Source organism: Niabella sp., from assembly GCF_030150205.1.
Classification (GTDB): Bacteria; Bacteroidota; Bacteroidia; order Chitinophagales; family Chitinophagaceae; genus Niabella.
Window position 1 is genome coordinate 64,787 of record NZ_JASLGT010000017.1, and the last position, 12,528, is coordinate 77,314.

16 protein-coding genes are annotated in these 12,528 nt (G+C 39.0%); 11 read left to right on the forward strand and 5 right to left on the reverse strand.

The window, feature by feature from the left end; translation table 11 throughout:
* Window positions 1–454 precede the first annotated feature (454 nt).
* On the forward strand, window positions 455–703 hold the full coding sequence (locus Q1V85_RS14070; RefSeq protein ID WP_300600969.1) for a hypothetical protein: 249 nt from the start codon (window positions 455–457) through the stop codon (window positions 701–703).
* Window positions 704–712: 9 nt separating this feature from the next.
* Here Q1V85_RS14070 and Q1V85_RS14075 read toward each other — a convergent pair whose 3' ends face one another.
* Together Q1V85_RS14075 and Q1V85_RS14080 are read right to left on the reverse strand one after the other, a co-directional pair.
* Entirely contained in the window at window positions 713–1,012 is a 300-nt protein-coding gene (locus Q1V85_RS14075; RefSeq protein WP_300600971.1) for a hypothetical protein, read from the reverse strand.
* Between the two features lie 676 nt (window positions 1,013–1,688).
* A complete protein-coding gene (locus Q1V85_RS14080) occupies window positions 1,689–2,924 on the reverse strand; it encodes a DEAD/DEAH box helicase (RefSeq protein WP_008582813.1) in 1,236 nt (411 codons plus the stop codon).
* 745 nt (window positions 2,925–3,669) lie between these two features.
* Here Q1V85_RS14080 and Q1V85_RS14085 point away from each other — a divergent pair.
* The 8 genes from Q1V85_RS14085 (at window position 3,670) to Q1V85_RS14120 (ending at window position 8,449) form a co-directional block, all read left to right on the forward strand.
* Window positions 3,670–4,722, forward strand: coding sequence for a fatty acid desaturase (locus tag Q1V85_RS14085; RefSeq protein WP_300600976.1), 1,053 nt, complete (start codon window positions 3,670–3,672; stop codon window positions 4,720–4,722).
* 143 nt (window positions 4,723–4,865) lie between these two features.
* Complete coding sequence (locus Q1V85_RS14090; protein WP_071842255.1) at window positions 4,866–5,426, forward strand: helix-turn-helix domain-containing protein; 561 nt, start codon at window positions 4,866–4,868, stop codon at window positions 5,424–5,426.
* A 97-nt stretch (window positions 5,427–5,523) separates the two neighbouring features.
* Window positions 5,524–5,745 carry a hypothetical protein gene (locus tag Q1V85_RS14095; RefSeq protein ID WP_300600979.1) on the forward strand — a complete coding sequence of 74 codons (222 nt, stop codon included), beginning with the start codon at window positions 5,524–5,526 and terminating at the stop codon, window positions 5,743–5,745.
* 297 nt (window positions 5,746–6,042) lie between these two features.
* Window positions 6,043–6,783: an acyl-CoA desaturase gene (locus Q1V85_RS14100; protein ID WP_300600981.1), complete on the forward strand. Its 741-nt coding sequence runs from the start codon at window positions 6,043–6,045 to the stop codon at window positions 6,781–6,783.
* Window positions 6,784–6,835: 52 nt separating this feature from the next.
* The gene (locus Q1V85_RS14105; RefSeq protein WP_300600984.1) at window positions 6,836–7,066 is read left to right on the forward strand and encodes a hypothetical protein; all 231 of its coding nucleotides are present in this window, start codon (window positions 6,836–6,838) and stop codon (window positions 7,064–7,066) included.
* 250 nt (window positions 7,067–7,316) lie between these two features.
* Window positions 7,317–7,595, forward strand: a complete 279-nt coding sequence (locus Q1V85_RS14110) for a hypothetical protein (protein ID WP_300600986.1) — start codon at window positions 7,317–7,319, stop codon at window positions 7,593–7,595.
* Window positions 7,596–7,817: 222 nt separating this feature from the next.
* Window positions 7,818–8,084, forward strand: coding sequence for an RNA-binding protein (locus Q1V85_RS14115; RefSeq protein ID WP_008582790.1), 267 nt, complete (start codon window positions 7,818–7,820; stop codon window positions 8,082–8,084).
* 89 nt (window positions 8,085–8,173) lie between these two features.
* Entirely contained in the window at window positions 8,174–8,449 is a 276-nt protein-coding gene (locus tag Q1V85_RS14120) for a hypothetical protein (RefSeq protein ID WP_300600989.1), read from the forward strand.
* Window positions 8,450–8,484: 35 nt separating this feature from the next.
* Here Q1V85_RS14120 and Q1V85_RS14125 read toward each other — a convergent pair whose 3' ends face one another.
* The gene (locus tag Q1V85_RS14125) at window positions 8,485–8,709 is read right to left on the reverse strand and encodes a hypothetical protein (RefSeq protein ID WP_300600990.1); all 225 of its coding nucleotides are present in this window, start codon (window positions 8,707–8,709) and stop codon (window positions 8,485–8,487) included.
* 449 nt (window positions 8,710–9,158) lie between these two features.
* Window positions 9,159–9,368 (reverse strand): hypothetical protein, encoded by a 210-nt coding sequence (locus tag Q1V85_RS14130; RefSeq protein WP_300600992.1) that lies wholly within the window; start codon window positions 9,366–9,368, stop codon window positions 9,159–9,161.
* Window positions 9,369–9,944: 576 nt separating this feature from the next.
* Between Q1V85_RS14130 and Q1V85_RS14135 the strand changes: the two genes are divergently transcribed.
* Together Q1V85_RS14135 and Q1V85_RS14140 are read left to right on the forward strand one after the other, a co-directional pair.
* Window positions 9,945–11,054 carry an ATP-binding protein gene (locus tag Q1V85_RS14135; RefSeq protein ID WP_300600994.1) on the forward strand — a complete coding sequence of 370 codons (1,110 nt, stop codon included), beginning with the start codon at window positions 9,945–9,947 and terminating at the stop codon, window positions 11,052–11,054.
* A 33-nt stretch (window positions 11,055–11,087) separates the two neighbouring features.
* Window positions 11,088–11,438, forward strand: coding sequence for a response regulator (locus Q1V85_RS14140; RefSeq protein ID WP_300600996.1), 351 nt, complete (start codon window positions 11,088–11,090; stop codon window positions 11,436–11,438).
* A gap of 109 nt (window positions 11,439–11,547) precedes the next feature.
* Here the strand turns inward: Q1V85_RS14140 and Q1V85_RS14145 are convergent, their stop codons facing one another.
* Window positions 11,548–12,441 carry a helix-turn-helix domain-containing protein gene (locus tag Q1V85_RS14145; RefSeq protein ID WP_300600998.1) on the reverse strand — a complete coding sequence of 298 codons (894 nt, stop codon included), beginning with the start codon at window positions 12,439–12,441 and terminating at the stop codon, window positions 11,548–11,550.
* Window positions 12,442–12,528: the final 87 nt, after the last annotated feature.

The window sequence follows — 12,528 nt, forward strand, 5'->3', positions numbered from 1 at the left end:
TTTTTTGAGTCCAGGTAATCCGGCAATATATTTTTTTTGTTGTAGTATGTTATTAATAGTGTATCTTCTGCAACGCAATAGCACATAAAGTAATTTAAATTTTCTACGGTTCTTATTTCTCTGACTTTTTGTATTCCTGTCTCTTTCCGTTTTCATTCACGCAGTTTAACCAAAATCAATCATAAATAACGGTTGGGTTTCAATAAGGAAGCCTGATAACAGAATTGGGGGAGTTGGGTATTTCTTCAGTCCTCCAAGTGTTTTGATCACTATTTGAATTTGATACCATGTATTTTTAAAAGACAGCACCGGGCGCACATGCAGTTTAGCTGGATGAATGAAGCCCATATTATCAGGCATAATCGTTGAACAATAATTATGCACTTATAGACCATTGATCATTATAAACAAACCTGTTACGTCACAAACCTTCCCGATAAATATATTTACTTATATGACATCCGAACAAATAGCCAGCGCCATACAAAAACAAAACCGACCCGTATTCGAGATCTGGTTTAAAAGTCGTTCTTCAATTAAAGGGCTATTTATACAAACAACAGACTATAATGAATTAAAGCTGAAAAATTTTTGGCGGATTGTAGATGAAAGCAGGATTGCTGAATATGACAAGACCGGAAATAAAGATCTGGCCCGTGTTTTTTATGGAGATGGATTTACAAAGCTGGAGATTACCGGCTAATGGCGCCTTCTAAAGGCTACCGGCTTTTCTTTTAAACTCCAACAGGCAATACGTAATATGCTCAGTAAGCGATTGCTGTAACTGTAATATGTCGTTTCGTTTATAAGTGCGTATCAAATCTTTGGCCTCCAGGCCCAATTGGTATTGCAGCCGGCGCTCGTATCTTCCACACAACTGGTGAAATACATTTTCGTCTGTTTGACGGTCTAATTTCCCAGCCTGCTCTTTAAAATCGTGGTAAAGCTCTTCAAACAATCGAAACGCAGTTTTCCGGAAGCTGGTTATTATTAAAACAGGATCTTGTTCCATGTTGTTTCGTTCTGCGGTTAATAAACATAATAGCAAACTGATATCCATACCAACGCTTACCGGCACCAAAACGGACTGTGCCCTGTTGGAGATTTTAAGCCTGTTATTCAGTCCCGTATCCCGGGAAAAAAGCTGCCGAGCTAATCCCCTGGCTTTTCCTGTAATGATACCCAAAAATCCCTAAAAAAGTAGAACAGGTCATGGGAGTAATTTACAGTTCCTGAATATACCGCTTTTTTAGGGCAAACTCGTTAATATATTGCTGAGCTTTTTTAGCGTGTTTACTCTTTATACGAACAGTTCTCAAAGAGCGGCCCCAAAATTGTTAACTAATTTGGCCAAACAACCTGTTTTATGACCCGGGGCCATACAATTCATAAAAAAAATCGTCCCTATTCCTTAAATCTATTGTTTGCCTTTTATACACTTGATATAAATAACCAGGTTTTTGCGCTGCCCAGCCAGGTGCAGAGTAACATAATTACCATTTATTTCTAACACGGTATATTGTCTTTTAGAATCGAACGGAGACTGCAGTGTAACTGTGTCTCCGATTTTTATATTTTCCATTAATACATTTTTATGCCACTGTATTTTATGATGCAGGCTTATTTCCTGAAAGCTTTCACCTAAAATAAAAATATGGCTAGGAGCTCTGGCACTACTGCATTGTTGATTAAATATGCTGCATAAACGACCGGCCCTTTCTTTTAGCCGGGCGGTTTGTTCGGCGCGGTATCTGCAACGAATCCGCTGCTTTAAAATCATCTCCGTGCATCAGGGGTACATCAAAAGCATGCCCCTTTATAACCGGTATGGTTTTACGGATCAGTTTTTGAATATCGCGTAAATACAATTTCTCCTCATAATCGCAAAAAGAAATAGCAATGCCTTCTGCGCCTGCTCTTCCCGTACGCCCGATACGATGTACATAGGTTTCCGGTTCATTTGGCAGCTCATAGTTGATCACATGTCCCATGTGGTCTACATCAATCCCTCTGGCTGCAATATCCGTGGCCACTAACACCTTTATTGCCCCTTTTTTAAAATTCAGTAGCGCCGTTTGCCTTGCAGACTGCGATTTGTTTCCGTGTATGGCAGCAGCTTTTATACCCGCACCAGTAAGATTTTGGGTAATCTTATCGGCTCCATGTTTTGTTCTCGCAAATACCAGCACTGTCTGAATGCGCTCATCTTTCAGTAACTGCAACAACAACGAAGGCTTAAACCGCTTTTCTGTGTAATACAACGATTGTTGTATACGGTCAACTGTTGTTGCCGGTGGCGTTACTGTTATTTTTATTGGCTGGCTTAACAGCGTACCGGCTAATTGTTGAATTTCCGTAGGCATGGTTGCAGAAAACAGGATTGTTTGTCTTTGCAAAGGTAATCTGGACAGGATCTTTCGCACATCATTCACAAAGCCCATATCCAGCATACGGTCAGCCTCATCCAGTACCAGGTATTGAATATTGCTTAAAGAAAGGCAGCCCTGGTTAAGTAAATCCAGCAAACGGCCGGGAGTTGCAATAAGAACATCAGCCTTTTGCCGCAATGCTTTCACCTGGTTATATTGAGATACGCCTCCAAAAACTGCCAGGTGTTTTAACGAAAGGTACTTTCCGTAAACACCAAAACTTTCCGCCACCTGTAGCGCCAGCTCCCGCGTAGGTACTAAAATTAAAGCCCGGCAATTATTTTGCTTTGTTGCTCCCTGCAGGTGCAACAGTTGCAATAGCGGAAGGGCAAAAGAGGCCGTTTTGCCGGTGCCGGTTTGAGCACAGGCAAGCACATCTCTGTTTTGCAAAATTACCGGGATGGATTGTTCCTGTACAGGAGTGGGTGTAGTATAGCATGTGTCGCTTAGCGCTTTTAGCAAAGGCGCAATGAGCTGTAAATTGTTAAATGACAAAATTAAGTAAATTAAAAAATGATAAAATAGGGCAAGGCTATTCACAAACAGTGCGAAGGCGATGCCTGTCTTACGTTAAGCAATCACTATATTTGAATGGAGGAAGGAAGACAAATCCAGTGTAGGATAACATACAAAGAACCGAAGGTAGTTCATTCAACCGGTATTGATCATTATATTTTCACAGCGGTGACGTTTCGTGCTTTTTCTGAAAAATAGAAATCATTCATTACCGGTGGGTTTTGGCTTTGTTTATAATCAATGTTTTATATAAACCCTGGTAGTCTATAACAGCAAATCAAAGTCAGGTGCTTGATGAAAATTTCATTTTAAAAAAGGCCTGCATCCATCTCAGCCATTAGAGGTCAGCCAATTATCGAATACCGGCCGCAGCAAACAGGGTAATAAATACGTTGCCTTATTAACCTATTGCAAATAATCAGAACTATTACAATCCCGATAATGGCGATTCTTTAACACCGGCAAAGCCAGTAAATATCAATAATGCCGGTTTAAATAAGTATCTTACGAAAATATTTAACTACATATTTAAAATGTCTGCCTGAAACGGAGCACAATTATTATTCTCCACACAACACAATGTGCGAAATTCAAACCAGCTGCTAAAGTCTTCCACCAACGGCGAACAATAATAGAATATACGGATAAATCCGATGCGAGAGAGCTTTTCGAATCAAAGGTTACCCCAATACATCGGGCGTTTAAAAACAATAAAAATTTACGAATGAAAATTTTAGCCGCCTTAACGGATCCCGTTTATACAAATAAAGCCCATTTTAGCCGCTACGAAAATTTCTGGCTCCGCTTTATGAATGACAAACGGGATCTTCCCTTTATGTATCTGCTTACCCGGATCCATATTTTTATATTGCCGGTTGCACTGCTGCTTTTTACCCCCCTGTTAAAAGGATGGGCATGGTGGTTGGTAGCTGGTGTTTATTTTTACTTTTCCCAGTTTTATTTTAAGGGCCGCTTCGGGTTAATGTTCCATTGCCTGTGCCATAGGAAAATGTTCAAGCCCGGTTATCAGCAAAAAATTCATGGATACATCAGCTGGATTATTTGCCCGCTGTTTGGACATACTCCGGAAAGTTATTTCAGCCACCACATGGGAATGCATCATGTTGAAAACAATAACGAAGAAGACTCCAGCAGTACGATGCATTACCAAAGGGATAGTTTCAAAAGCTTTTTATCCTATTTCTTTAACTTTCTGTTTTTGGGAGTGATACAAACCTTTCAGTATTTATATAGCCGTAAAAGGAAGAAATTGTACACCCGGTTAACTGTTGGAGAATGGTCATACATCATTTTTTGTATTGTGCTCTGTTTTGTCAATTTGAAGGCCACATTAATGGTATGTGTTTTTCCGTTGCTGTTTGCCCGGTTTGTAATGATGCTGGGGAACTGGGCACAACATTCGTTTATAGACGGCAGCAATCCTGAAAATATCTATACAAATTCAATTAACTGTATTAATACGCCCTATAATCACACATGCTGGAATGATGGGTACCATATCATACATCACCTGCGGCCGGGTATGCATTATACAGACATGCCGCAGGAGTTTTTAAAGCGGCAGGATGAGTTTGCACGGCAGAAAGCCATTGTATTTGATGGCATCCATTATCTTCATGTTTTTTATTATTTAATGACCCGGCAATATAATAAACTGGCCAGTAATCTGGTTAACATCAATAATACATTTGAAACCAGGGAACAGGCTATTTGCCTGATGAGGCAGCGCACACAAAGGATCCCGGGTAAATCCTGATTCATGCCATTGATCTTTTCCTCAAAATGAGTCTTTTGATAACATGCCTCACAATCAGGCCCGGATAACAACTCTGTAAAGTGTGAGTGTGCGTACATGATGAAACCGGCCGGGGAGGAATTCTAGCCAGGTAAAGCGTAGCAATGAGGATATATATAAAATACATGGTAAGCCTCCGATGCAAAATGGTAGTACAGGAGGAATTGAAAAAACTGGGTATTCAGCACGGTTCTGTAGATCTTGGCGTGGTTGATCTTCAGGAAACAATTACCGAAGGCCAGCGCCATCTGCTTGGAATAAACTTGCTTAAATATGGCCTGGAATTACTGGACGACAAAAAGAGTATCCTGATTGAGAAAATAAAAAACGTTGTAACGGAAATGATCCACCATGCGGACGAATTACCTAAAGTAAACTATTCTGATTATATCAGTAAACAGTTAGGATACAGCTATACTTATCTTTCCAACACCTTTTCAGAGGTAAAGGGCATCAACCTGCAGCAATTTATCATTATGCATAAAATTGAAAAAGTAAAGGAATTGTTATTATATGATGAGCTGAACCTGACAGAAATTTCTTACAGACTTAATTATAGTAGTGCAGCGCATTTATCTAACCAGTTTAAAAAGATCACAGGACTAACTCCTTCTTTTTATAAGCAATTGAAGCTAAAACGTAAGCAAAACCTCGAAAACCTGTGATATTTGTAAGTTTAATGAATGCATGTGTAGTAATAGCGACTCAAAAACACCTGACCTTTGTTGCGTAACAAATCCGTTACAAATTAAATAAAATGTCATGTACACAGGTAAAATCACAAACAATGAAAATTTTAAAATGATAGGAGATTGGACCAGTCAGTCAAAGACACTTAAAGAAAAATATCCGCTTTTAGTGGATGCCGATCTGAAATTTGAAAAAGGAAAAGAGAATGACTTACTCACCAGGGTAGGAACCCGGCTTAACAAAAAAAGAGACGAGGTAATTAATATTCTCAGGAAAGTACAACCCATTGCCTAACCCTTCATCTGTTTTATATACCAGTAAAGAAATCCATCTTATTGAAAACGCGGGGCAGAAAGAAATCTTCTGCCCTTTTTTGTTGTTGCATTATAGCCATTAAAAAGGCGAAACGATCCATCGCCCATCGCTACAGCTATCGCATTCTATTTGACCATATGATCAAAAGGTTGTATCTTTAGCTGGTTACAGATACAGCGAAACATCCACGGGTTCCCGCTCCCCTTCTTCTTCTCATTCAAAAGCGGCTCCTTTTTATACCGTTTTCTGCATTCCTGTTTTACGCATCATAGTATTATGACGATTTTAATTTTTTTTGTAGCGTTGTGGTATCTTTCGCTATTCAGTCAGACTTTTTTTCAGCACCGGTATGCGGCGCATGGCTCCTTTACGATGAGCAGGTTCTGGGAGCGCTTCTTTTTCGTGTTTTCCTACGTAACCCAGGGATCTTCTTACATGAGTGCGCGGGCTTGTGCAATCATGCACCGGATGCATCATGCTTATACAGATACGGAAAAAGACCCACACTCACCTAATTTTTCTTCCAATATGTTTAGCATGATGTGGCGTACTAAAAAAATCTATTCAGCGATCGTACACCAGCGATATCCTATAGAAAAACGATTTGAAAAGAATCTGCCCCACTGGCACGGTTTTGATCGCTGGGCAAACTCCCCGCTGTCACGTATACTTTGGGTAGTGATCTATATTTCATTTTTTTTGATTTTTGCTTCTTCGTTCTGGTGGTGGCTATTGCTACCTGTTGTTATTACGATGGGCGCTTTTCATGGAGCTTTGGTAAATTGGTTTGCACATAAATACGGATATATAAACTTCAGACTCAGAAATACATCACGCAATTTACTGGTGGTAGATGTGTTAATGCTGGGAGAATCGTATCATAACAATCATCATAAACATCCGTCTTCTGTAAATTTTGGTAACCGCTGGCACGAGGTAGATCCGGTGTACCCGGTTATCCTGTTATTAAAATGGCTGCGCATTATACGCTTTGCCAAAAAACCGGTAATGGCTTAAGGAAACGTATTTTTCTACCCGCTTTATTTACTATAATTTAAAAACAACTTTTATGTCCAAAAATCAATTTCATGCAGGCAACAAACTGAACATCCTGGGCGGGGATAAAGAAAACATATCGACGAATGTCTGTTTTACCGGGAACGCTATTGCATTGTTAAACAATTATGCAGCCACAGGTATTACGATACATTTAGACGATTGGGATGGCTATAATGAATTAAGAAGCGGATCGCTCTACTACATTGTTACCGATATTAAAAAAGCAGCTATTTCAGTTTAAATCGTTTATTCCTGGCTTTAAAGAATATTCAGCTACCAGAAGATTCACGGAATTAATAAAGAAGCTTTATTCGTCTCAGTAAGGAATATAGTGTGCCTGGTTGCTCAAAAGAGAGCTTCCTTTGTGTTTATACTACGATATCCTTTTCTGCAGATCGTTTTCGGCTGTAGTGTCTTTCCTTTTGTACTACTTCCTTTCCGGTGCCTGCTTCAATCATCATTAAAATTTTTTACCCGCTAAATTGTTTGATATGACCAGCGAAAAGATCTTAACAGCACAGGTGCCGTTATTACAGAAAGGAGATATTATAAAAAGATTTCCTTCCAGCGGAGCTCCTGAAGAACAATTTGATGAGGAACGCAAAAAGGATACGGATGTATTTGAGATCTGTTCTATAAATTCCAAAAACGATATAATAGAACTCATAACACCATGCAACGCGCGTGGTATGTTTCCATCTCCAGGCGATGTCACTCATTTGTTTATAAAATCCTGCAACCTTGTGGCACAGGGCATTTGGTGGATATAAGATGCAAATGGCATCCCTGCTTTAATTCTCTTAATCCCTGAAAAAGAAAAAATCATGTTTGCCTAAAAAGCCTTATCTTTACAAGGATAGGCATAAATACTCCATCACTTCAAGTCAGGATCAGTTACATATCTACTACGCACCAATAGCATTTATTTTTCTCCTTCTTCTTTTTTTGCTGCCGCATTTAGCCTTTATTTTTTAAAAGAAAAATTTTTTACAATGAACATGTATGTTTCAAACCTGGGGTTTCATGCCTCTGACGATGATTTGCGCGAACTTTTTAGCAGCTTCGGACAAGTGTCTTCTGCCAAAGTAATTATGGATAGAACCACCGGGAAGAGCCGGGGCTTTGGTTTCGTAGAAATGGGCTCAGTTTCAGATGCCACACTTGCAATGAAAGAGCTGGATGGCAAGGATGTCGATGGCAGGAGAATTGCCGTTTCGGCTGCAAAAGAACGGGAAGAGCGGTCTAATAGAAAATGGTAATGAATGTTCGAAGGGGCCGGACGACCCCTTCTTTTTTAATAGTATAACTGTTGTGAGTACTCAGTGCGCTTCATTTTAAAACATGTACCATGCATTTCCAAAAACAAGATCTGTCGGGCACCCACTATACCTGGAACAACGAACAGCCTGCTTTTACTGGCCAGCCCAGCCGCAGAAGATTTGATAAAAATAATGGCGATCAGGTGCTTTACCTGATCAACTTTTACGCATCATTGGCCGGGCGGGTAAGCCTCCTGGAAGGCAGGATCATTGAGCAGACCATTACGCGGGATCTGCCGGATGCTGCGAAAAGTGAGGTTTCAGCTTTTAACTGGATCAGGCGCAGCGCTTTCCCCACTCTGTAGAACTCAGGTGCCCAAAATAACTGCAGCAATTTTTATCAGTCTTCTCCTGCATCCACATATGGCAATAGCTGCAGGGCTATAACCGGAAAGTATCCCTGTTGGGTTGTATATTGCCATCCGGAACGTTCTGTTTTAAAAAATTCCCCCACTTCCCGGTTGTTAATATATAGCCGGTAATGTCTGGAATTCATCTTCCTGCTTCTTCTCAGCTCACCAAAGATTTTTTTTCCTTCAAATTCAAATTGAACAGGAATATGCATAATTCCTTTTATTAACCCCTTAACTTTTTTGAAAATGTATTCAGACGCTGATTTTAAACGTCCTTTTTACATCCTCAGGTGAACAGTATGTTAACAACCGGCCTTATGTAAAGGCCCTCTTTTGAATGAATTTGTAGCACCTGCTAAAGGACGTCGTCTTAACGGCTATAAAATGATGGTTGATCCTTTGCTTTGCATTATTACACATTTGGAGTAGTACATCATTTGAAACATCTTCAAAAACAAAATCATCCGGCGCTTCTATTATAAATTGAGCCACTTTTTCGATACGTATAAAATTTACAGCCATTATTTTATACACTGTGCTCAGTTTATCTTTTGTATTAAATAAAGGCATTTTTTGCATAATGCAACCTTTATATAGGAAAAGGGTTATGGTTGACATTTGTTTTTATTAATAACAGATCTTTACCTGTTCAATAAATTTGCTACAGCTGTATGCTTCTTACAAATTTTAGAATCCGCTCACGCATCTTTGAATAGTTAGCTAGTACCCCCCGGGATGATCTCATCTTTTTTTCTTTCAGTTCAAGTATGGACCAGGGTTTTTTCAACCCGATGGTTCCCTTTTCCGTCTGTTTCAGATTTACTTTTCCGTCCGTTACCGGTTCAAAAAAGCGATTGCTTTTAGTAGCCATTATGTTCATAATTTGAAAATGCCTAAAATTAGATGGCTGCGAGGTCAATGTTTAAAGATCTTCAATTTATCGTTATTTGCGTTACATATTTATATGCCAGACTTACATATATCACAGGTTTGATGTTTATCTGCTATGACCGGTTCCCCGCAAATGTTTTTTTATAAAGAGCGCATATAAAGAGCCGCTAACAGGTATTTTCTTTTTACAAAATCATTGCTCAGATATTATTTTTCATTTTCAAGGGAAAGAAGGGGTAATATTTTCCTCACCAGGAGCCAGCACTGCGTCAGGAAAGAACAGCATTATAGAAATTAAACTATGCATAAAAAGGCACTACTTTTGATTGCTATTTCAATAACTGTTAGGCAGGACTAACTACTAAAGAGTTTTTGTTAATATGCATAGAATGGGCCTTTCGTTTATAAATTCACGTTCTAGCAGGCGTATATTATAGGCACTATAGAGAATTTTGCACAAAACCTTATTTATGGATTGAAAATTGTGGTTTTGTAAAGATTGTTGGGCTCCCTGGCTCTAAAAGGTTCCCAGCGCATTACATACATACTTTATAAAATGAATAACCAGAGTTTGGGATTATTAGCAGAAGAGAAACAGGCATTGCTGGCAGCGATTGTATCCTCTTCTCAGGATGCAATAATAAGTAAAACCCTGCAGGGTATTATAACAAGTTGGAACCCCGCTGCTGAACGGCTCTTTGGATATTCAGAAAAAGAAGTACTGGGCAAGCACATATCATTGATCATACCAGAAGACCGGATACACGAAGAAGATTTTATCATACAACAAATTTCCAAAGGCTTGCGTTTGGAACATTTTGAAACGATGCGTGTTACCAGCGATGGCAGACAAATCCCTATTTCTCTTACTTTGTCACCGATATTTAATGAGCGCCATGAAATTATTGGAGCATCTAAAATTGTGCGGGATATTTCTGAAAACATTAAGGCCAAGCAGGAAAAAGAACAGCTTTATGAGGAGATTAAAATGTTGAACAAAAAAAAAGACGAATTTATCGCACTGGCAACTCATGAACTAAAAACGCCCATCACTTCTTTGCGAGGATTTTTAGAAGTATTACAAAAGAATGTTTCCCCGGAGGGAATTAATTTCAGTTTGCTTGAAAGATGCAGTCGGCAAGTGAATAAATTAATTATGTTATTGAACGATCTTTTGGATGTTTCCCGCGTTCAACTTGGAAAACTTCAGCTTCGTTATGAATACTTTAATATTGTTAGTATGGCAACGGAGGTCCTCTCCAGCTTTATCCACTTTGAAAAACACACCCTCAGCGTTAAAAACAGGGAGCCCATAATCGTTTATGCTGATAGAATTCGACTGGAGCAGGTACTTACAAACCTGGTTAATAATGCAATTAAGTATTCTCCATCAGGAGGAGACGTTGAAATAAAAATATGGGAGTCACGTGACAACATTCATTTATCAGTCAGGGACGAAGGCATTGGCATTGATAATGAACATTTGGCTGAAATTTTTAGTCAGTTCTACCGGGCCGTTGATGCTCAGTCAAATATTTCCGGGTTAGGAATTGGTTTATATATAAGCAAAGAAATCATTGTTCGACATGGAGGAACAATAGAAGCAAAAAGTCGGAAGGGCGGCGGATCTGTTTTTACCGTTTCACTCCCGCAAAAGAAGGATTAGAAACATTTTATTAAGTAATTTATTTTATTAGGTGTGAAAAAAGATGTTTTAATAATAGAAGATGATGATGATATACGCTATTTGATAGAATATATTCTTAAGGGCGCGCTTTATGAGGTTAGAACAGGTAGTTCAGCTAAAGACCTGAATGATGCCCTTGCAGCAAAGCTTCCTGATATAATCATACTGGATATTATGCTTCCCGATGGTAATGGTATTGATTTGTGCAAAATGATAAAAGGAAACGGCTTAACAAACCATATACCAGTGATCATTATGTCGGCATATCAGTTTAGCAATGTAGAAGAGGCCTGCGCTGAAGCTTTTATTAATAAGCCGTTCGGCATTCATGAAGTTATTACAGCAGTGAAACAGGTTTCTTAAAAATAATGACCTGCTCAATGTCTGATTTTAACAATCTCCTGTAGCCAAACGGTTAGATTTGATACGTAATCGTCGTTAATGCTTCAAATAAACGGAAGAACTATCCCCTTCAGTTCATGTTCCTGTATTCATTAGGAGTTACGCCGGTTTTTTGCTTAAATAAGCGAGTAAAATGTGCAGGATATTTAAAACCTAAGTCATAAGCAATTTCGCTGATAGACTTACTACCATCAAAAATCCGCTCTTTGGCTACGTTGATTACCTTGGACTGTATGTATTCCTGTGCAGATACGCCTGTTTCTTTTTTGATTAAATCTCCAAAATAATTAGCTGACAAATTCAATTCTTCAGCACAATAAGCAACAGTGGGTAAACCAATATTAAGAGGCTTTCCAGACAAAAAATACTCATTCAGTAAATCCTCAAATCGTTCTAAAATCCCCCTGTTTACATTGTCTCTTGTAATAAACTGGCGGTCATAAAACCGGGTACAGTAATTTAAAAACAGTTCAATATTAGAGACAATCAATTGTTTGCTGTGTTTGTCAATAGAACGCTGCAATTCATACTCTATTTTAGTCAGGCAATCCGAGATAATTTTCCTTTCCTGCTCCGACAGGTGCAAGGCTTCGTTTACTGCATAGGAGAAAAAATGGTAGTTATTCATATTTTTTCCAAGCGAAGTACCTAACAGCAAATCGGGGTGAAATACCAACGCTATACCTTGTGGTTGATAATATTCATCTCTGCTTTCACCAATTACCTGGCCCGGAGCAAGGAAAATCAATGTGCCTTCTTCATAATCGTAATGGTTCAAGCCATAACGCAGGTCTCCACAATGTATCTTTTTCAGAAAAACGGTGTAAAATTCGTAACGCAGGCGTCTGTGTTTTCTCGGTTCGGCTTTATCCAGATGAACTACACTTACCAACGGATGCAACGTTTCCTGATTGTTGAAAGCATTGTAGTCCTTGATGCTGCTAAAGTTAATAATACCCTCCATTCTTTACCATTTTAAAAAGTACGATACAAATTTACTGAATCAAATGGCATTTTTTGAGTGTTGCATGAGGTTTGAGCCCTCAATAAG